Origin of the sequence: Burkholderia sp. AU31652, assembly GCF_002223155.1 — a bacterium.
In the GTDB taxonomy this organism is placed as follows: domain Bacteria; phylum Pseudomonadota; class Gammaproteobacteria; order Burkholderiales; family Burkholderiaceae; genus Burkholderia.
Map to the genome: position 1 here is coordinate 1,177,555 of NZ_NKFG01000003.1, position 20,550 is coordinate 1,198,104.

The 20,550-nt window shown below is 64.7% G+C and carries 19 protein-coding genes; 14 read left to right on the plus strand and 5 right to left on the minus strand.

Translation table 11 applies throughout. The features are described from left to right. The first annotated feature begins 14 nt into the window (after nucleotides 1-14). From cpaB to CFB40_RS08165, 11 genes are all read left to right on the plus strand, one after another. Nucleotides 15-953 (plus strand): Flp pilus assembly protein CpaB, encoded by a 939-nt coding sequence (cpaB, locus tag CFB40_RS08115; RefSeq protein WP_089425229.1) that lies wholly within the window; start codon nucleotides 15-17, stop codon nucleotides 951-953. Between the two features lie 65 nt (nucleotides 954-1,018). Continuing rightward, nucleotides 1,019-2,347 carry a type II and III secretion system protein family protein gene (locus tag CFB40_RS08120; RefSeq protein ID WP_089425899.1) on the plus strand — a complete coding sequence of 443 codons (1,329 nt, stop codon included), beginning with the start codon at nucleotides 1,019-1,021 and terminating at the stop codon, nucleotides 2,345-2,347. Between the two features lie 60 nt (nucleotides 2,348-2,407). Further along, nucleotides 2,408-3,682, plus strand: a complete 1,275-nt coding sequence (locus CFB40_RS08125) for a fimbrial protein (RefSeq protein WP_089431401.1) — start codon at nucleotides 2,408-2,410, stop codon at nucleotides 3,680-3,682. A gap of 3 nt (nucleotides 3,683-3,685) precedes the next feature. Next, the gene (locus tag CFB40_RS08130; RefSeq protein ID WP_089425230.1) at nucleotides 3,686-5,041 is read left to right on the plus strand and encodes a CpaF family protein; all 1,356 of its coding nucleotides are present in this window, start codon (nucleotides 3,686-3,688) and stop codon (nucleotides 5,039-5,041) included. Next, nucleotides 5,034-6,035, plus strand: a complete 1,002-nt coding sequence (locus CFB40_RS08135) for a type II secretion system F family protein (RefSeq protein WP_089425231.1) — start codon at nucleotides 5,034-5,036, stop codon at nucleotides 6,033-6,035. The genes CFB40_RS08130 and CFB40_RS08135 overlap by 8 nt, the downstream gene beginning before the upstream one ends. 4 nt (nucleotides 6,036-6,039) lie before the next feature. Further along, entirely contained in the window at nucleotides 6,040-7,035 is a 996-nt protein-coding gene (locus tag CFB40_RS08140; RefSeq protein ID WP_089425232.1) for a type II secretion system F family protein, read from the plus strand. A 17-nt stretch (nucleotides 7,036-7,052) separates the two neighbouring features. After that, a complete protein-coding gene (locus CFB40_RS08145; protein WP_174974647.1) occupies nucleotides 7,053-7,898 on the plus strand; it encodes a tetratricopeptide repeat protein in 846 nt (281 codons plus the stop codon). A gap of 20 nt (nucleotides 7,899-7,918) precedes the next feature. Beyond that, a complete protein-coding gene (locus CFB40_RS08150; RefSeq protein WP_089425233.1) occupies nucleotides 7,919-8,245 on the plus strand; it encodes a DUF3613 domain-containing protein in 327 nt (108 codons plus the stop codon). Nucleotides 8,246-8,256: 11 nt separating this feature from the next. Continuing rightward, nucleotides 8,257-10,320: a pilus assembly protein TadG-related protein gene (locus CFB40_RS08155; protein WP_306427336.1), complete on the plus strand. Its 2,064-nt coding sequence runs from the start codon at nucleotides 8,257-8,259 to the stop codon at nucleotides 10,318-10,320. 108 nt (nucleotides 10,321-10,428) lie between these two features. Then, nucleotides 10,429-11,820, plus strand: coding sequence for a sigma 54-interacting transcriptional regulator (locus CFB40_RS08160; protein ID WP_089425235.1), 1,392 nt, complete (start codon nucleotides 10,429-10,431; stop codon nucleotides 11,818-11,820). Between the two features lie 54 nt (nucleotides 11,821-11,874). Continuing rightward, nucleotides 11,875-12,576, plus strand: a complete 702-nt coding sequence (locus CFB40_RS08165; RefSeq protein WP_089431000.1) for a DUF2968 domain-containing protein — start codon at nucleotides 11,875-11,877, stop codon at nucleotides 12,574-12,576. A gap of 77 nt (nucleotides 12,577-12,653) precedes the next feature. Here CFB40_RS08165 and hfq read toward each other — a convergent pair whose 3' ends face one another. Beyond that, nucleotides 12,654-13,232, minus strand: coding sequence for an RNA chaperone Hfq (hfq, locus tag CFB40_RS08170; protein ID WP_089431001.1), 579 nt, complete (start codon nucleotides 13,230-13,232; stop codon nucleotides 12,654-12,656). A gap of 295 nt (nucleotides 13,233-13,527) precedes the next feature. Here hfq and CFB40_RS08175 point away from each other — a divergent pair, with 295 nt between their 5' ends. Further along, nucleotides 13,528-13,812 carry a hypothetical protein gene (locus tag CFB40_RS08175; protein WP_089425237.1) on the plus strand — a complete coding sequence of 95 codons (285 nt, stop codon included), beginning with the start codon at nucleotides 13,528-13,530 and terminating at the stop codon, nucleotides 13,810-13,812. A 27-nt stretch (nucleotides 13,813-13,839) separates the two neighbouring features. Here CFB40_RS08175 and CFB40_RS08180 read toward each other — a convergent pair whose 3' ends face one another. The 4 genes from CFB40_RS08180 to CFB40_RS08195 form a co-directional block, all read right to left on the minus strand. Then, nucleotides 13,840-14,757 carry a DUF1571 domain-containing protein gene (locus tag CFB40_RS08180; RefSeq protein ID WP_089431002.1) on the minus strand — a complete coding sequence of 306 codons (918 nt, stop codon included), beginning with the start codon at nucleotides 14,755-14,757 and terminating at the stop codon, nucleotides 13,840-13,842. Between the two features lie 29 nt (nucleotides 14,758-14,786). Next, nucleotides 14,787-16,541, minus strand: a complete 1,755-nt coding sequence (locus CFB40_RS08185; protein WP_089431003.1) for an AMP-binding protein — start codon at nucleotides 16,539-16,541, stop codon at nucleotides 14,787-14,789. A gap of 156 nt (nucleotides 16,542-16,697) precedes the next feature. Beyond that, entirely contained in the window at nucleotides 16,698-17,519 is an 822-nt protein-coding gene (locus CFB40_RS08190; RefSeq protein WP_089425240.1) for a TetR/AcrR family transcriptional regulator, read from the minus strand. A 215-nt stretch (nucleotides 17,520-17,734) separates the two neighbouring features. Beyond that, the gene (locus CFB40_RS08195) at nucleotides 17,735-18,955 is read right to left on the minus strand and encodes an MFS transporter (RefSeq protein WP_089431403.1); all 1,221 of its coding nucleotides are present in this window, start codon (nucleotides 18,953-18,955) and stop codon (nucleotides 17,735-17,737) included. Between the two features lie 281 nt (nucleotides 18,956-19,236). Here CFB40_RS08195 and CFB40_RS08200 point away from each other — a divergent pair, with 281 nt between their 5' ends. Together CFB40_RS08200 and CFB40_RS08205 are read left to right on the plus strand one after the other, a co-directional pair. Further along, a complete protein-coding gene (locus CFB40_RS08200; protein WP_089425903.1) occupies nucleotides 19,237-19,779 on the plus strand; it encodes a GNAT family N-acetyltransferase in 543 nt (180 codons plus the stop codon). A 137-nt stretch (nucleotides 19,780-19,916) separates the two neighbouring features. Next, nucleotides 19,917-20,543: a ParB-like protein gene (locus CFB40_RS08205; protein ID WP_089425241.1), complete on the plus strand. Its 627-nt coding sequence runs from the start codon at nucleotides 19,917-19,919 to the stop codon at nucleotides 20,541-20,543. Nucleotides 20,544-20,550 lie beyond the last annotated feature (7 nt).

A 20,550-nucleotide genomic window follows, 5' to 3' on the forward strand; every position in this document is an offset into this window, starting at 1 on the left:
ATCCACACAACAACATGGCCAACAATTTAACGAAGATCATCGCGGGACTGCTGATTGCAATCGCCGTATTGCTCGGAATCTACGCGTGGATGCTCGGGCGCAGCACGCAGAATGCGACGCCAGTTCAGCAAACCGTGGCGGCCAGCCCGTTTCCTGTCGTGATCGCGACACGGGTGTTGCCCGCCGGCCAGCCGATCACGGCCGACGCACTGAAGATCAAGCAGACGGCACCGGTACCGACGGGTGCGTTTGCCGATCCGTCCGTGCTCGTTGGCCGGGTGCCGGCAGCGGATATTCCGGCTTCGTCGCCGGTTGTCGCGGGAGCGCTGGTGTCGGGGCTTGCCGAGGACGTACAACCGGGCGAGCGTGCGGTCGCAGTGCGGGTCGACGAAACCAATGCGGTCGGCAACCGGTTGCGGCCCGGAAATTTCGTCGACGTATTTCTGAATTTGAAGCGCGAAGGCGGGGGCACGATGCTTGACGGCGAAGTTTCGCAGACACAGGCGCGGTTGCTGTTGTCGAAGGTGCGGGTGTTGTCGTTCGGAGACGCGACACCCGATCGAGATAGCGGCAACACTGCCAACGGCAACAACGGTCAACCGTCCGGTGTCCGCATCGCGGTGCTTGCGGTGCCGACCGCGCAAGTCGATGCGCTGACGCTCGGCGAGGCGAGTGGGCGCCTGACGTTCGCGTTGCGCAACCCGCGCGACGACGAGCTTGCGATACAAACGGTCGCGGTGCGGACGGACAACAAGCTGTCGCCGTCGGCGCTCGCCGCCGCTGGCGTCTCGCTGCAGCAACTATCCGGCACACAGAGAACCGCGGTGGCCAATGTGAACGTGCCGCCGTTGCCATCGCGTCTGCCGCCGGCGGTGCGGACGGGAGGGGGCGGCGGAGGCGGAAGCGGCATCGAGGTGATCCGCGGCGGCCGGTCGGAAACGGTTGCCTATTGAACGACATCGACGGTCATCGATATCAGCGACGACAAGTAAAGGGCCGCGTGACGGTCTACCAAACAATGAAAAACACACTGATTGGATTCGCGATTGCTATCTGCACCATGACTTTGGCGTCGTTTGCGAGCGCGAACGGCACGATCGAGCTGGCGGTCGGCGCGCAGCGGCAGCTTTCGGCGGGCCGTGCGCTGCAGCGTGTCGCGGTTGGCGATCCGACAATCGCCGACGTACTGATCATGAAGGGCAGCCGCTCAGGTACCGTGCTGCTGACGGCGAAGGCACCCGGCGCGACGAATGTGATGCTGTGGGAGCGCGGTCACGACGAACCGACGATCTGGAACGTCGAGGTTGTCGACGCGGCGGCACAAGCGGTGCTCGACGGCTCCACGCCGCGCGTGAATGCATACGGTGGCACTGCCGTGCTGCAGGGGTCGTCGGCGTCGCTCGATGCGCATGCGCGCGCGGCCGCAGTCGGCAAGAACATGAGCGGGAAGGGCGCCGTGATCGATCGCTCGACGATCGCGGGCAAGAGCGTCGTGCAGGTCGACGTGCGGGTCGTTGAATTCAGCCGCTCGGTCCTCAAGCAAGTCGGGTTCAATTTCTTCAAGCAGAGCAACGGCTTTTCGTTCGGATCGTTTTCGCCCGGCGGCGTGCAATCGTACAACGGTGGGTCCCCCGGCGGGGCGGGGTACATTCCGACGCTCGGCTCGCCTGTCTCGTCCGCGTTCAACCTGGTCGTGAACGCTGCGGGCCGCGGGATCTTCGCCGACCTGTCGCTGCTCGAGGCGAACAATCTCGCCCGCGTGCTTGCGGAGCCGACGCTCGTTGCGTTGTCCGGCCAGAGCGCGAGCTTCCTCGCCGGTGGCGAGATTCCGGTACCGTCACCGCAAGGGCTTGGCTCGACCGCGATCCAGTGGAAGCAGTACGGTGTCGGACTGTCGCTGACGCCCACAGTGCTGAGCCCGCAGCGGATCGCGTTGAAGGTTGCGCCTGAATCGAGCCAACTCGATTACGTGAACAGCGTGACGATCAGCGGTGTTGCGGTGCCGGGGATCACAACGCGTCGTGCCGACACGACGGTCGAGCTCGGCGACGGCGAGAGCTTCGTGATTGGCGGCCTGATCGATCGCCAGACCATGTCGAACGTCAACAAGGTGCCGCTGCTCGGTGATTTGCCGATCATCGGTACGTTCTTCAAGAATCTGAACTATCAGCAGAACGACAAGGAATTGCTGTTCATCGTGACGCCGCATCTCGTCGCACCGATCGCTAAGGGAGCGGTATTGCCCGCGACGCCTGGTGAGCTGTCTGAGCAGCGGGACGGGCCGGTCTGGAAATCGTATTTGGGCGGAGCCGCATCGCCGGATGCAGCTCCGGGTTTTTCGAAATGAGTGCGATGCATCGCGAGTCGCGACGTATTGCCACGCCTTGCGTAATCGGGGGTGTTCAACATGAACGCGCGAAACCAATCATTGTGTGAACCCGCCGTGACAGACTATTTCGTTTGCGCATCGCAACAGGAGGCGCACGTCCGCTGGTTGGCCGATACGCTTGTATCGGCCGGTGCGGTCGAGCCTGCGTCACTTGAGCCTGGCGTGCTCGCGCAGCGCATTACGGGTCTCAACCCTGCTCTCGTATTCATTGATTTTTCCGGTGGCAGCACGGCGGCGAGCGTGGCGGCCGCAGCGGTACGCGCATCGCATCCGGGCCTGCCGATTGTTGCGCTCGGCTCGCTCGCACAGCCGGAGAGCACGCTGGCTGCATTGCGTGCAGGCGTGCGCGATTTCATCGACGTGTCGGCTCCGCCAGAGGAGGCATTGCGCACGACTCGCGGACTGCTTGCCAACGTCGGCGAGCCGGCGAGCCGCCATGGCAAGGTCGTCGCATTGCTTGGCGCGCGCGCCGGCATGGGTGTGAGCACGCTCGCTGCGAATCTCGCCGTATGGCTGCAGAAGCGCGCGGTGAGTCCGGGGGGGAGCGGCGAGTCGAATGGCGGCACACCGGCCGGTCGCCAGACTGCGCTCGTCGACCTGGGACTGCCGGCAGGCGACGGCGCGCTGTTCCTGAATACCCGCTGCGAATTCCATTTCATCGATGCGGTTCACAACCTGCGCCGCATCGACCGAACCTTCGTGAATACCGCACTGACCCGGCATGAGAGCGGTGTTGCATTGACGACGCTTCCTGCCGATCTCGGCGGCCTGCGCGATGTCTCGTATGCATCGTGTGCCGGATTGCTGAACCGGTTTCGAGCCTTCTTCGATCAGCAGATCGTCGATCTCGGTGGTTTTTCGAATCGCGAGTTCGTTGCCCAGATGGCGACGTCGGCCGATGAGGCGTGGCTCGTCTGCGATCAGGGCGTCGCGTCGATCGTGTCCGCAGCCGATCTGCTCACCGGGCTGCGCGACGCGGGTGTCGACACCGATCGCGTCCGGCTCGTCGTCAACCAGTACGATCCCGCACTCGACCTGACACCTGCGCAGATTGCCGAGCGTCTCGGCCTGGCGCTGGTGGGTACGTTGCCGTCGCGACGCGTCGCGATCGGCCATGCGGCAAACCAGGGCCGGCTCATCGTCGACATGACGGAGCGCGACCCGTACGTTCGCGCGCTCGAGTCGCTTGCCGCGCGGCTGCCGGGCGTGTCGGTCAGATCGACCGCCACGCGACCGGCATCCGGCCTGTCTGCGCTGAAGCGCTTCATTCAACCCTCGTCCAAGCGGTCGTAAGTGATGGCACACGACATTCAATTCGCCGACGGCGCAGCGCCGTTCTCTCAGACGCAGCAATTCCACGATATCAAGAATGCCGCGCATGAACATCTGCTGACGCGCATCGAAGAACTGGGCGCCGAGTTCGGCCGATGGTCCCGACAGGCGATCAACCAGTTCGTCGATCTCGAGATCGACAGCTTCGTGCGCCTGCGCCGCATTCCGCTCAACGAGAACGAGGTGCGTGCGATCGCCGAAGCGCTGACCAAGGAGCTTGCGGGATTCGGGCCGATCGAGGACCTGCTCGCGGACCCGGCCGTCGAGGACATCCTGATCAACGGTTACAACGACGTGTACGTGTCGCGTCACGGGATCCTCGCGAGGCTGCCGGTGCGCTTTACCGACAACGCGCACCTGCTGCGGATCGTGCGCCGGATTCTCGCGCCGATCGGTCGTCGTCTCGACGAGTCTAACCCGATGGTCGACGCACGACTGCCCGACGGTGGCCGCGTGAACGTCGTGATCGAGCCGCTGTCGATCGACGGCCCGGTCGTATCGATCCGGAAATTCCGCAAGGATCCACTGAAGCCGTCCGATCTGCTCGGCAATGGCACGTTCAACGAAGAGATCAACACGCTGCTCCAGGCAGCGGTCGAGGCACGCTGCAACATCCTCGTGTCGGGCGGCACGAGTTCCGGCAAGACGTCGCTGCTCAACGCGCTCGCATTCCACATTCCGGAGATCGAGCGTGTCGTGACGATCGAGGATACGGCGGAGCTGTCGCTGAACCACCCGCACGTCGTGCGGCTCGAAAGCCGTCCGGGCGGGTTCGACGGCACCGGTGTCGTGTCGATTCGCGACCTGTTGCGCAATACACTGCGGATGCGCCCTGACCGGATCATCGTCGGCGAAGTGCGCGGCGGCGAAGTGCTGGAAATGCTGCAGGCGATGAATACCGGTCACGACGGCTCGATGGGCACCGTGCATGCGAGCTCGCCGCGTGAGTGTCTGTACCGTCTCGAGATGCTTGCCGGCTTTGCTGGCTTCCAGGGCACCGAATCGAGCCTGCGCCGGCAAATCGCGAACGCGATCGACTTCATCGTGCAGATCGGGCGTCTGTCGAACGGACGGCGGCGGATCTTGTCGATCACCGAAGTGACCGGATTGTCCGACAACATCATCGCGACGCAGGAGCTTTACCGCTATGAAGCGCGCGTGACGCCGGAGGGCGAGGAAGTCGACAACTGGGAAACGCTGGGCATTCATCCGCATTCGCCGAAGCTCGCACGCTTCCGTCAGACGCTGACGAGCGGCGGGTTTGGCGGTGGCTTCGGGGGGGGCGGGTTCGGCCGCGGCGGCGGGGGCTTCAATGTATAGCGCGATGGCATGGGTGCTGGCTTTCGCGATGCTGTGCGTCGCGGCCGCGGTGATGCTGTGGCGTCACGCGGAGAACCTGCGCGTACGGACCGACGCGAAGCGCTTTATCGACAGCCGGCTCGAACCGGGCGCACGTGCCGGGGTGGCCGCACAGGCGGCGCGGTCGTCGACGGCAGGCGCCGCGCGTGCAGTGCCGCCGCAACCTGGCACCGCACGGAGCGCATTGTCCGATACGTTCTGGAAGCATCAATATGCGATCGCATCCGAGTATCTGACGAACCTGGCGAGTCGCGCGGGGATCGAGGATGCGCGCGGCAAAGCGCTTGTCGCGCTCGCCGCGCTGGTTGCGATCGCGGTGTTCGCGGGCAACCGCGGTGGCGCGCTCGCGTGCTTTGCCGCGCTTGCGTGCGGATGCTCGATTTTCGGCGTCTGGCTCGCGTCGCGAATCCAGCGGCGCAGGCTGAAGATTGTCCGGCAGATTCCGTCGTTCCTCGACGGCATCGTGCGTCTTGTGACGCTTGGCAATAGCGTGCCGGCGGCATTCCAGTCCGCGCTGCTGACGACCGAGGAGCCGCTTCGCGGCTGTCTCGACCACGTGTCGAGGATGCTGCGAGGCGGTGTCGAAATCGATCGCGCAATGGTGCACATCGCGAAAATCTACCGGACCGAGGAGTTCGAACTCGTCGGTTCCGTGTTGCGACTGTCGGTCAAGTACGGCGGCCGCGCGGACGTGATGCTCGAGCGCATGGCCGTGTTCATGCGCGACCTCGAACAGGCGGAGCGCGAGTTGACAGCAATGTCGGCAGAAACGCGGTTGTCGGCGTTCGTGCTCGTGATGTTGCCGATCGGGATCGGCAGCTTTATCGTCGTAACCAATCCGAAGTATCTGCACGGGATGTGGAACGACCCGGGCGGGCGGACGCTCCTGATGTTCGCGTTCCTGTTGCAATTGGCCGGCAGTGTCTGGCTGTATCGAATGGCTCGGCTCAGGTGATGCTATGACAGCGACTCAGATCGGAGCGATTGCCTTGGCGAGCGGCGCACTCGGCGTGCTGCTGTTCGGCGTGATCGCATTGTTACGCGCAAGTGCCGCGACGCGCGCCGAGCGCGCGCTTGTCGATGCGCTCGACCGGCGCATGGCCACGCTCGAAGCAGCGAAAGCGCGGACCGCGCCGGACGGCGGCGAGGCGCCAGCCAAGCCTGACGTCCGGCGGGGACAGCGCGTCGAACGTATTCTCGATCGTCTGTCGGCGGCCGGTGTGCGCTGGCTCGATACCGGACTCGGCAAATACGCTGTCGCGGAAGAGGATCGCCGCTTGCTCGAGCAATGCGGTTACGTCGACACGCGCACGCGCGGGCTGTTCCTGAGCGCGCGGGTCGCGTGTGGGATCGGGCTGCCGCTGCTGTTCGCGATTTTCGCGAGCGGCCATATGAAGGGCAGCATGTGGATGGTCGGCATGTTTGCCGCTTTCGGGCTCGGCTTCATGTTGCCGAAGCTATACGTGCAGCGCCGCGCGGCGGCGCGGCGTCAAAGCGTGATCGACGAACTGCCGTTGCTCGTCGACATGCTGCGTCTGCTGCAAGGCGTCGGATTGTCGCTCGATCAGAGCCTGCAGGTCGTGACGAACGATTTTCGCGGAATGATGCCGGTACTGTCGTCGGAAATGGGGATCGCACAGCGTCAGTTCGCGGCAGGCCGGACGCGCGAGCAGTCGTTGCAGCGTCTGTCCAGCGGATTCGACAACGAGGATCTGCGCGCGATCGTGCGATTGATGGTGCAGGTCGACAAACATGGCGGTGCGGTGCAGGAGCCGCTCAAGCAGTTCGGCGACCGGTTGCGTGAGACGCGCCGCGCGATGTTGCGTGAACGGATTGGCCGACTGACCGTGAAGATGACGGGCGTGATGGTGTTGACGTTGCTGCCCGCCTTGCTGATCGTGACAGCCGGGCCGGGTTTGCTGGCGGTGACACACGCACTGTCGTCGCGCCATTGACGGTGGAAGGAAAGACGATGAAGCGGATCAGCGGGATGGCATCGCAAATAGGTGCGGCTGCGGCAGTAGTGCTGCTGCTCGGGGCGTGCGCAACCAAGGAAAACGGGTACGGCGTCAGCTCGCAGACCGAGCGTGCGGCGCTGATGCAGGCGGCCGATCAGAAGCAGTCCGTGCCGGATACGCCCGGGATGTACCTCGGTCTGATCCAGCGGATGCAGGGGCAGGGGCTCTACTTTGCATCGCTCGCGCATATCGATGCGTACGACAAGACCTATGGCGCGATTCCGGAGTCGATCCTGTTGCGCGCGGACGCACTGCGGATGACCGAACAGCCGGCCGCAAGCGCAGCCGTCTATACGCAACTGCTGAAAACGCCGCTTGCCGCGCGAGGCTATCGCGGGCTCGGGTTGATCGCGGGCGCGGCAGGCGATTTCGATCGTGCGGCGCAGGTGCTCGCGCAGGCGTCGGATCTTGCGCCGACCGATGCGTCGCTGCTGTCCGATCTCGCATACGCGAAGTTGCGCAGCGGCGACGTCGTCGGTGCGCGGGTGCCGTTGATGAAGGCGGCCGAACTGGATCAGCGCAATCCCAAGATCGTCAGCAATCTTGCGCTTTACCTGATCGCGGCGGGGCGTACACAGGATGCTCAGAGGTTGATGAATCAGCAACATCTGTCGGCGGATATCCGCAAGGACATCGTCGGCGACGCGGCGAAGATCGTCGCGGCGGCACGGGCGCAGCAGCGTGCGGTCGCGACACCATCGGTGGTGTCGCGTCGCGCTGCCGCAGCGCCGATTACACCGATGGCGAATAATTTCGGCTATGACCAGACCGTGCCACTGTTGCAGCGTTTTGCACAATGAATAGACATCGGGGGAACGACATGAACAATAAACATCATCGAAACGTGCGCGTGGGCCGGATCGCAGCACTCGGAGCGATCGTGTGGATCGTGGTCGGATCGGCTGTCGCCCATGCACAGGATGCAGGTGCGCCGCGCGCGTCCGACGTCGAGCGCTCCGCGAAGGAATGGCTCGCCATGCAGCGCGACAATCGCGCTGCGGCGCCGGCGCAACCGGTGCTCGGCGACGTTGCGTCGCTTGTCTATCAACGCTATCTCGACTCGTTCAAGAACAAGATTCCCGACACGATGAATTCGCAGCTCGGCTCTGCCAGCGGCATGTCGGGTGGCGGTCAAAGCGCGCAGTAAGCGAGACGTTGATGCGCACAGATCAATCACACGTGGCTCGGCGGCGTCGCGTCGGCTGCCCGGGGGGGCGTCGCCAGCGTGGTGGTGCGGCGATCATGGCGACGATATTCCTGGCGATCGCGGTCATCGTGTTGGGCGCGACCGATATAGGCCGCTTCTATGCCGAACGACGCCATATGCAGGCGGCCGCCGATACGGCCGCGCTGTCTGCCGTGACGCAGGTCGCCAGCGATGCCACTTGTGCGGCCGCAACGACTGCGGTCAATCAAGTCACGAACGTGCCGGCAAGCCTGCTGTCGGGAAAGGCCACGGCAGTCGTGACGTGCGGGATCTGGAGCCCGCCGGCAACCAGCGGCGCGAGCGCCCAGTTCACACGCACCTCGGGAGCAGCGCTGCCGGCCAATAACCAGTGCGCCGGCTTGTCAGGCGGCGCGGTCGGTGCCGGGCAATCGGTCAACGCCGTGTGCGTGACCGTTTCGGAGCCGGTGAGCGGGATCTTTATCAACGGCGTAACGATCAGTGCGTCGGCTATCGCCAAGAGCGTGCCGACCGACAGCTTTACGCTGACCACGTCGCTGGCAGCGTTGAACGGCGGGTTGGCCAACAAGTTGCTGCAAGTGCTGACGGGGTCGCCGAATGCGCTGAGTCTGAAGGTCCTTGACTACCAGGGTCTGGCGCAAGTCAACCTGAAACTGGCCGGTATTCTCGCCAATCTGCCGGTCGGCACGACCACGGGCGTATTGAACGGTACCGTGACGCTTGGCCAATTGGCGAACGCGACAGTACAAGCGGCGACGCAGCAGAATCTGGTCGGGGCGAACCTGAACGTCCTGAACGCGATTGTCGCCGCGCTTTGTTCCGGCAGCGTCTGCGGCGGTCCGCAGATCGCGCTCGGCCAACTGGTTGCTGTCGCAACCGCTACCGGAACCTCTGCCGCCAATGCCAGCGTCAATGCACTTGGATTGCTGTCGACAGCTTTGCAGATCGCGAACGGCACGAGTTCGGTCAATATTCCCAGCGTCACAGTTCAGACGCCTACCTTGCTCTCGCCGCTACTGAACGTAACCGTGTCGGGTTCGGTCAAGCTCGGGGCGAATCCGCCGGCCACCGCGAGCGGTCCGCCCGGGCCATCGACCTGCGGGACATCCAATTGCACGACCAATACGTCGACTGCGCAGGGGAACGTATTCCTCAACACGTCGATATCGCTGCTGTCGACTTGTCCTACAGGCGGGCTGGTGTATCCGGGAGGCACTTGTCCGTCCGGCAGTCCCACGCCGCTTGCCGCGGTGCAACTGCCGATCACCGCCTACGTGGCGCCGGCGACAGCCGGCCTGGCGTCGGTCACCTGCTCCGCGAACGGCACGAAAAGCGCGACCGTGAATGTTCAGACCGGATTGCTCGCCGTTTATATCGGCGGCGCGGCGAATACGCCGATCAACCTCAACGCATCGTCCGGGTATTCGCCGGACGGCAGTGCGGCCCCGATTCAGCTGGTGTCCGTCAACCTGTCGAGCCTGCTTGGCCTGTTGAACCTGGGTGGCTTGACGTCCACGCTGGCTTCGTTGATCAATGTCCTGACGTTGGGTATCGTCAATTTGAATGCCATTACGGTCAACATCAGCCTGTTGCCCGGGCAGATGACGGTTGTTCCTGATGCCAATCAAAGTCCGACGCCGCTGGTATTCACGTATCCCGGACCCGGATCGTCCGCTTCGCCATCCCCGGCATCGCCGTACACGCTGGGAACGGGCACGGATCAGTTTCTGTCACCTGCGGTCACGGGAGTCGCGAATAACGGCCTGAAGGTGTCGTTGTCGCTGGGGAACAGCGGCCTGCTCGGAGCGCTGGCGGCTGTGGGGGTCGATCTGAGCGGGGTACTGAGTCAGTTGTTGAACACCTTGCTCGGACCGCTGCTGAACGCACTGGCCAATACGCTCGTTCCGCTGCTCCTGCAACCGGTCGATTCTCTCCTGACCTCCGTCACGGGCCTGCTCGGTCTGAGCTTGGGGAACGCCTATGTCACGAACACACCGGACTCGATCAAATGCGGCAACCCCATGCTGGTTCAATAAATGCCTGAACGTTCGGGCATCAACGCGGGCAGCGTCGCTGTTGCCTGCAACAGTTCACTGATCTGCAATGCAAAGCAACTCGTCAATCACTGAAGCCGCACCCGAATCATGAGAACCACGCCCGCAATCGAAGAGCTCGACCTGTACGTCTGGGAAGGCAAGGCGGACATCGTCGACCGCGTCGCCCGGTGCATGGCGAGCTTCGACGTCGAAGTGATCCGCGCCGACAACGCGGAGATCTCGCCCGAGCGCGCCGCCTTGCGGCCGTCGCTGGCGATCATCAGCGTGACGATGATCGAAATCGGCGCCGCGTTCCTGCGCGACTGGCAGGCCAACATCGGCATGCCGGTCGTCTGGGTCGGCGCGGCGCGCGATCACGACGCGTCGCAGTATCCGCCCGAGTATTCGCACATCCTGCCGCTCGACTTCACGTGTGCCGAACTGCGCGGCATGATCGGCAAGCTCGTCACGCAGCTACGGGCCCATACGGCCGAAACGTCGCATCCGACCGAACTCGTCGCGCACTCGGAATCGATGCAGGCCCTGCTGCACGAAGTCGATACGTTCGCCGATTGCGACACCAACGTGTTGCTGCACGGCGAAACCGGCGTCGGCAAGGAGCGCATCGCGCAACTGCTGCACGAAAAACATTCGCGCTACCGGCATGGCGAATTCGTGCCCGTGAACTGCGGCGCGATTCCCGACGGCCTGTTCGAATCGCTGTTCTTCGGTCATGCGAAGGGATCGTTCACGGGCGCGGTTGTTGCGCATAAAGGCTATTTCGAGCAGGCGGGCGGCGGCACGCTGTTCCTCGACGAAGTCGGCGATCTGCCGCTGTACCAGCAGGTCAAGCTGCTGCGCGTGCTCGAGGATGGCGCGGTGCTGCGCGTCGGCGCGACGTCGCCGGTCAAGGTCGATTTCCGCCTGGTCGCGGCGAGCAACAAGAAGCTGCCGCAGCTCGTGAAGGATGGCCTGTTCCGTGCCGATCTCTACTACCGGCTCGCGGTGATCGAGCTGAGCATTCCGTCGCTGGAGGAGCGCGGCGCCGTCGACAAGATCGCGCTGTTCAAGTCGTTCGTCGCGCAGGTCGTCGGCGAGGAGCGGCTCGCTCAGTTGTCCGATCTGCCGTACTGGCTGACGGATTCCGTCGCGGACAGCTATTTCCCCGGCAACGTGCGTGAACTGCGCAACCTCGCCGAGCGTGTCGGCGTGACGGTGCGGCAGACGGGCGGGTGGGATGCCGCGCGGCTGCAGCGGCTGATCGCGCACGCGCGCAGTTCGGCCCAGCCGGTCCCGGCGGAGAGTGCGGCCGAGGTGTTCGTCGATCGCAGTAAGTGGGACATGAACGAGCGCAACCGCGTCATTGCGGCGCTCGACGCAAACGGCTGGCGGCGTCAGGATACGGCGCAGCAACTCGGCATCAGCCGCAAGGTCCTGTGGGAAAAAATGCGCAAATACCAGATCTTCGACGAGGAGCCCGAGACCCGCGAAAGTGAGTAATTAATGAGATAAAATCGCGCTGAATTACAACGACTCGGGCGGGAATAGAACTTCATGAGCCATATGACGGGGTTGGGAAGGGCGTGCGTATTGTTCGCCCTGGCGGGAGGCATGCAGGGCGCATACGCGCAAAGTCTGGCGGACAGCGGTTCGCCCGTCGTACAGCAGGCATCGGCGCCGGTGGCGGCGATTCCGGTGATCGATTCGCAGACGTCGCTGCAGCCGCAGGCTGGCGAGTCGACGGGGCCGAGCACGGTCGACGACTTGCAGCGCCAGATTCAGGGGCACTCGCTGACGGAAATGCGCACGAGCTACAACGGCAGCTACGGCGCGAGCCTGCTGTTCAACGTGAAGGACGGTGCGTACTTCGTCGCGCTGTTCCAGCAGAAGGCGTTCTGGCGCGTCATCAAGACTTACGACGAAACGCGTGCGGAAGCGATCTATCGCGATTTCTCGCGCCAGGCGGAGCGGCTGGCCGTGAACGAACTGCGGGCGGCGAAGCTGGAATCGCAGAAGGCGCAAATGGACAAGCAGATCGAGGTCACGCAGGATCGCGCGCGGCGTCTGCAGGCGGATATTTCGATCGCCCGCCAGCAGCAGGCGGCGGTCGCGGATCGCCAGAAGAGCGTACGCAACGAGACGGCCGCCTTGCAGGCGCAGCAGGCCGAGCTTCAGTCGCAACTGCGTGCGTTGCAGCAGCAGGTGCGTTCGTTGCAGCGTGAGGCCGATGCAGGCCTGCCGACGACGGCACGCTGAACCCGGCGGCGGTGCGGCGACATGCCGCGCCGGCCGCACCAGTAAAAAGGGCAAGCCGGTTGGCTTGCCCTTTTGCTTTACTGGCCGTCCGGCACGATTCGCCGGCGGCGCGTCACGATGACCGGCCCGCTGCCGCCGCGGGAATCCGACGACGAGGCGTTGCCGGATGCGTCGCCGGTGTCGCGCGGTGAGCCGTAGCTTTCGCGCGGTTCACGGGGTTCGCGCGGCGCACCGTAGCCTTCGCGCGGCTCACGCGAGCCGTAACCCTCGCGCGGTTCGCGCGAGCCATAGCCTTCACGGGGTTCGCGGGAGCCGTAGCCGCCGTCGCCGCGCGATTCACGCGGGCCGCCGTGCGAGCCGTACGGGCTGTGACCGCCGCCTTCACGGCCGCCGGGGCGACCGCCGGTGCGCGGCCCGCGGGGGCCGCTGCCGCCCGGGCGCGAGCCGCCCGTGTCGAGCTGGATCGTGGAAATCGCGCGCTTGTAGATGCCTTGCAGACCCACGGGGGTGCGCAGCATCACCAGGTACTGGTCGAACGACTCGATACACCCCGTCAGACGAATGCCGTTGACGAGATAGATTTCAACGCGCTTACGTTCCTTGCGCGCCGAATTGATGAAGTCGTTTTGCGGATGGGATTCTGCGGGATTGGCCATTGAGGTGCGGCAGGAGCCTGCGTCAGAGAATATGTTGTGCGTGTGTGTGGCGTGTTCGTCCACAAGGTGTTTGGCGGGATTCTACCCTGTTCAATCGGGGAGCGCGAAGTCGTGATTGTGTCGAACCGTAACCCACTATAGACGTTCCAGCGCATTTTCGCGATTCGGCCAAACGGCTAATGCCATTTCGTTACGTTGCGTTACGACTCTCGCAAGGCCGTATCACCTGGGTTCGCGCGCGACGTTTACTTTAGTCGCGCGAGCCGGGCGGGCCGGCATATCAGGGATTCAGAACATGAACAAGAGACGATGGGCAGGGTGGGTCGGGAGCGTGGCGTTGCTGGCTTCGGGCAGTGCGATGGCGGGGCATGTCGACCTGTCCGTCGGCATCGGCGTACCGGTCGCACCGGTCTATGTCGAGCCGGCCCCGGTCTATGTGGCGCCGCAACCTGCCGTGGTCGCCTATCCAGGCTACGGATACGGCTACTACGGCGATGACGACGACGACCGCTATCGCAAGTGGCGCAAGCACTATTACAAGCATTGGCGCCGGCACCACGGCGACGACGATGACGATTGAGCCCGAGGCCAGCCCCGCCGGCGCGCATCAGAACGCGTAGTCGGGGTTTTTCGGGTCGAATGCGGTGTCGTCGAGCGTCGCCGGGGCAATTTTCTCGATGACGATCCGCTCGAAGATCTTGCCGTCGTTGTCATACGACTCGACGGTCCGGAAATAGGGCGCGTGCAGGTCGAGCCCCAAAACTTCCTTCTTCGCATAGAACTGCGGCCGGCCGGTCGGTGTTTCGTAGGTGAGCGTAACGACGCGCACGCCGTTGATCGTTCTGGCTTCCACATTGGTCGGCCGCTGCACGCCGGCTTCCAGATATTTCTTCCCTTCGGTCAGGTACAGGTTCGTGATGAATTCGGTGCCGAGATCCTTCACCTGGTGATTCGACTGGGCGCGCGCGAGTGCGCCGTCGATGGCCGTCCACAGCGGAATCTTGCCGAGCAGGCCGCCGAGGTGGCCGTACATCTCGTCCTTGCGCTGCGTCGTGTCGTAGATGGTCTCCTGTCCGGCGTGCGCGCCGCCCGGCAGCCATTTCGCATAGACGCGCAGCGGCTCGCGGGTGGTCTTCACGAGCATGCGGTCGGGCGTATCGGACCATTTTCCGCTGATGCGTTCCTGGCGCACCATCGTGAACTGGTAGGACGGATAGCCGTTGGGACCGTTACGGATATAGAGCGGCACGGCGAGCGGATCGAGCGCCTTGAAGAGCGTGGTGAGCGTCGCGTCATCGAGTTGCGCGAGCGTGCCGCGCTGCGCGGCCGTGCGCAGCCAGCGTGCCTGCTGCGCGACCGGCTCGCGGGTGATTTTCGCGAGATCGGCCGGCAGGGCGACCTCCTGCGTCGCGCCCGCGGCGCTGGCCGCTTCCTGCGCATGCAGGCCAGTCTGGGCGAGCGACAGCATGCACGCGACGGCCACGGCGGCGGCATGCCGCGCGTGGCGCTTCTTTCCTTCGTTCATCGGCGGCGTCTCCCGGGGCGATGGATCGTTCAGCCTTGCTTCGTGGCCTTGATTTTGGCGAGTTCCTCGTCGCGCAATGCACGGCGCAGGATCTTGCCGACGTTCGTCTGCGGCAGCGCGTCGCGGAACTCGACGAATTTCGGCATCTTGTAGCCGGTCAGGTTCTTGCGGCAGTGTGCGAGCACGTCGTCGACCGTCAGCGACGGGTCGCGGCGCACGACGAACACCTTGATCCGTTCACCCTGCACCTCGTCGGGAATGCCGATCGCCGCGGCTTCGCTGATGCCTGGATGCATCACCAGCACTTCCTCGATTTCGTTCGGGTACACGTTGAAGCCCGACACGAGGATCATGTCCTTCTTGCGGTCGATCAGGCGGATGAAGCCGCGTTCGTCCATCACGCCGATGTCGCCGGTGCCGAGCCAGCCGTCGGCGTCGATTACCTTGGCCGTCTCGTCGGGGCGCTGCCAGTAGCCGCGCATCACCTGCGGACCATGCACGCACAGCTCGCCGGGTTCGCCGACGGGCGCCCAGGTGCCGTCCTCGCGACGAAAGCGCACGACGGTGGACGGCGCGGGCAGGCCGATCGAACCGCTGAACGCGGCCATGTCGTTCAGGTCGACGGGGTTCATCGTGACGATCGGCGAGCACTCGGTCAGGCCGTAGCCCTCGACGACGGGCCGGCCCGTCACCTGCTGGAAGCGCTCCGCGACCGCGCGCTGCATCGCCATCCCGCCGGCCATCGCAAGCTTCAGCTTCGAGAAGTCGCGCTTGCGGAATTCCTCGTTGTCGAGGAACGCGTTGTACAGCGTGTTGATGCCGGTGATCCCGGTGAACGTCTCGTTGCGGATGATCTTCATCACCATCGTCATGTCGCGCGGGTTCGCGATCAGGATGTTGCGCCCGCCGAGCCCCATGAAGATGAAGGCGTTCACCGTCAACGAATAGATGTGATACAGCGGCAGCGGCGTGAGCACGGTTTCGACGTCGCCCGAGACCTGGTCGGCGATCCAGGCCTTCGCCTGCAGCAGGTTCGCGATCAGGTTGCCGTGCGTGAGCATCGCGCCTTTCGCGACGCCGGTCGTGCCGCCCGTGTACTGCAGGAACGCGAGGTCGTCGCGCGTGATCGGCACCGGCTGCGGCTTGCCGCGCGCGCCGAGCGCGAGCGCCGAGCGCAACCGGATGGCCTGCGGCAGGTGGTAGGCCGGCACGAGCTTCTTCACGTGCTTCAGCACGAAATTGATCAGGCGTCCTTTCGCGTTCAAGCCGTCGGCGAGCAGGTCGCCGAGCGCGGTGACGACGATGTTCTTCACCTGCGTTTCCGGCAGCGCGTCCTGCAGCGTGCGCGCGAAGTTCTCGAATACGACGATCGTCTGCGCGCCGCTGTCCTTCAGCTGGTGCGCGAGTTCGCGCACGGTATAGAGCGGATTGACGTTGACGACGATCGCGCCGGCCTTCAGCGTGCCGAACAGTGCGACCGGGTACTGGAACGTGTTCGGCAGCATGATCGCGACGCGGTCGCCGGGCTTGATGCCGATGCCTTGCAGGTAAGACGCGAACGCGTCGACCTTCTGCGCGAGCGTGCGATAGGTCATCGATGCGCCTGCGCTCACGTAGGCGACGCGCTCGGCGAAGCGGCTCGTGCATTCGTCGAAGAACTGCACGAGCGATGCGTACTGCGTGACGTCGATCTCGTGCGGGACGCCGGGCGGGTATGACGCGTACCAGATGCCGTCGGTGTTCGGCGGAACCTGGGCCGCTGCGGTTGCTGCGGAAGATGACATGACGAGTCTCCGGTCTTTGCTCTCGGCGAAGGCGGGCGCTTCGGCGCCGGCCCGTGCCCCGTGCCGCACGGTCGATCGACGGGGCGCCTCGACGCCCCGCGCGACCGCGCGTTTCAATCAAATCGTGAACAGGAAGCGGCGCGTGGCCTCGCGCGCTCAGTTCGTGGAATGCAGCGTCGCCGTATCGACGGCGGGCGCAGCCGACTGCGGCAGCCCGAACGCTTCGCTGGCCCCCGCATCGTCGAGCACGGCCGCGAAGATCGACAGTTGCGCGCTGTCGGGCATCGGCGCTTTCAGCGCGGCGACGATCAGCGACGACAGTCGCGCGATCATCTGCACGTCGTTCATCGTGCGGCCTTGCGAGAACTCGTCGATCAGGCTTTCCGTTTCGGCGCCCGCGAGCGCGCCGGACAGCGCGCCGATCGCGAAGTGCAGCCGCCAGCCGAGCTCCGTGCGCGGCAGGTGCGGCAACGCGCGCTGGAACGCGTCGAAGAAGCGGCCCGCGACGCTCGCGTAGTGCGCGGTCAGGAAGTTGCGCACGAACGGCGACGGATCGGTGTACGCACGGCCGATCAGGCGCAGGAAGCCGGGCCCGCCGCGTTCGGGATTGCGCGAGGCCTTCAGCGCGGGAATGAACATCGCGCCGAGCACGTGCTCGCAGGTGATGTGCGTGCCGAGTTGCGCATCGAAGCGGTCGAGGATGCCCAGGCGCTCCTGGTTGAGCTGGTCGAGCCGACGCGACAGCATCGCGTGGATCAGCGCTTCCTTGCTGCCGAAGTGGTAGTTGACCGCGGCGAGGTTGACCGCCGCGCGCGAGGTGATCTGGCGCATCGACATCGCCTCGAAGCCATGCTCGATGAACAGGTCCTCGGCCGCATCGAGGATGCGCGCCTTCGTCCCGCCGGTCTGCCGCGTGCCGGATGACCGTGCCCCGGACGGCCGTCCCGCGGATGGCCGCCCCTCCTGACTTACTGCCATGTCCCGCCTCCCATGCCGGTCGCCCGGCCGCGAACTGGTGATTTGTTTGTCTGATTCAAACAGTCGTTTTTATTAAGATAAAAAATCGCGCACCGAGCGGGCAAGCGGGGAATCTGGACCAATTCCTCTAGTTCGATGTGCGAATGCGGAAAGTATTGCGCGTGCCCTCGGCGGGACGGGGCACGCGCGATGATGCGATGCGGCAATGTGCGGGTTCAGCCGACCGTGCTACGCGTATTGACCGATTGCGTCATGTCGATGCCGCGCCGCTCGCGGCTGAACAGGATCAGCACGGCGATCACGACGGCGACGATGCCGGCCACGAGCGCGAGCGCGAAGCTGTAATTGTTGTTGTGCGAAACGGCGAGCGACGCCTGCATCGTCGCGTTGCCCGACGCGAGCAGGTTGCCGAGCTGGTAGACGACGCCGGGGAAGGTCGCGCGGATCTCGTCGGGCGAGATCTCGTTCAGGTGAACCGGGATCACGCCCCACGCACCCTGCACCGAGATCTGCATCAGGAACGCCCCCGCGGCGAGGGCAACCGGGCCGCTCGAGAACGCCCACAGCGGCAGCACGGGCAGGGCGATCAACGCGGCGATGAAGATGGCGCGACGCCGCCCGATCCGCTCCGAGATCGCGCCGAACGACAGGCCGCCGACGATGGCGCCGATGTTCAGCACGATCGTGATCCACGACACGGTATGCGGATCGAAGTGATGCTGTTCGCGCAGGAACGTCGGATAGAGATCCTGCGTGCCGTGCGAGAAGAAATTGAACGCGGTCATCAGCACGATTGCGTAGATCGTGAGCTTCCAGTTCTGCTTCAGTGTGGAGCCCAGGCTTGGGCGCGGGCGCTTTTCCATCTGCTTCCATGCCGGCGATTCGGGTACGTGTGCACGCACGTACAGCACGAGCAGCGCGGGCAGCACGCCGACCATGAACATGCCGCGCCAGCCGATGTACTGGTAGAACAGGCCGAACACGACGGACGCGAGCAGGTAGCCGCTCGGATAGCCGGCCTGCAGCAGCCCCGACACGAAGCCTCGCGCATGGGTCGGCACGGTTTCCATCGTCAGTGCCGAGCCGACCCCCCATTCGCCGCCCATCGCGACGCCGAACAACGCGCGCAGCACGAGCAGCGCGGTCAGGCTCGGCGCGAAACCCGATGCGAGCTCGAGCAGCGAGTAGCACGCGATGTTGACCATCAGCGTCGGGCGGCGGCCGAAGCGATCGGCGAGCCGGCCGAAGATCAGTGCGCCGAGCGGGCGCATCGCGAGCGTCAGGGTGAGCGCGAACGCGACGGCGGGAATCGTCGACCCGAATTCGGCGGCGATGTCCTTCAGCACGAACACCATCAGGAAGAAATCGAACGCATCGAGTGTCCAGCCGAGGTAGGCGGCGATCGTGACGTTGCGTTGTTCGCGGGTCCAGCTCATGTCCGAGGTCTCCTCGTTGGCTTGCGCGCTCACGTTGTGGATGCGGATGCCGGCCCGGCCTGCGCGCGGTGCGGGGGCATGGATCGAGTGTAGGCGGCGGCGCCGGACGATGTGGGGCGCGATAACGTCGAATCGGGAATAATCCCTAGGAAATGAACTGTTTCGGAAATGGCAATGCCGTCGCACCAGACCGGCGACAGGCCTCTGTATCATTCCGGAAGGCTGTTTGTAGCTGTTTTGTAATGCGCCCGGTGCGCATCGTCACCGAATCAGGAGTCCAGATGACCGAACGTTCCGCCGCCACGCTGCCCGTGCTCGAGACTGCGCGGCTGTGGCTGCGTCCGCGTGTGCTGGCCGATCTCGACGCATGCCTCGCGATGGATCGCGATCCCGAGGTCACGCGGCACATCGCGGGCCCGTGGCACGATCCCGTCGAGCATCGGCGCTTCGTCACGCACCGGATCACGTGCGACTATCCGCCGGGCCTCGGCTACTGGTCGATCTTCGAGAAGGCCGCCCCCGATGCGTTCGTCGGCTGGATCCTGCTGATTCCCGACTATGCGGACGGCGCGCGCGACGTCGAGATCGGCTGGCGGCTGGTGCGTGCGACATGGGGGCGCGGCATCGCGAGCGAAGCCGCGGCAGCCGTCGTGCGTCACGCGTTCGACACCGTGCGGCTGCCGCGCGTGATCGCCGATATCGCCGAGGCGAACAGCGGTTCGCTGAATGTCGCGCGCAAGCTCGGGATGCGCCGCGTGAGCGTCGTGCACGATGGCATTCCTTACATTCGGCATCGTCTCGAACGCAACGATCTGCGCGCGTAGCGCGGCGTCGTGCGGGGGCGGGGGCGTCGGGCGGTTGTCAGAGATCGTCAACCGCAGGCGTATCGAGGTCATGACGTATTAACGGCTCGCGTGTTCAGGAGTATCGTTGCCGGAATTTCGCAACATGGGGTACGACCATGGCTCTCGGCAACGATGTTCACCTGATTCCCGTCAAGCTTGAAGAACTGCGTCCCACGCAGATGACGGTCGGCTATCGCGAAGTCAAGGCGAAGCGCAAGCACTGGAAGGCGCTCAACAAGCGGGCACGCAAGGCCGCGATCGAATCGCACTGGTTTCCGGCCGTGCTCGGCCCGGGCGGGCTGCACTACATCACCGATCACCACCACCTCGGCCTCGCGCTGATCGAGGAAGGCGAGGCTCGCGTGAACGCGATGCTGCTGAAGGACCTGTCGTGGCTCGACGACACGATCTTCTGGCGGATGATGGAACACAACCAGTGGGTGCATCCGTTCGGCGCGGACGGCACGCGTCGCGACTACGCGAATCTGCCGAAGGCGCTGACCGGGCTCGTGGACGATCCATACCGCAGCCTTGCCGGCGAGCTGCGCACGGCAGGCGGCTATGCGAAGGATGCGACGCCATTCAGCGAATTCCTGTGGGCCGACTACCTGCGCCAGCACGTGTCGCTCGACCAGATCCGCAAGAATTTCGCGAAGGCGCTCGACATCGCACTGCATCGCGCGCACGACCAGGATGCACGCTATCTGCCCGGCTGGTCGGGCGTCATCGCCGTCAAGCCCTGATCGCCTC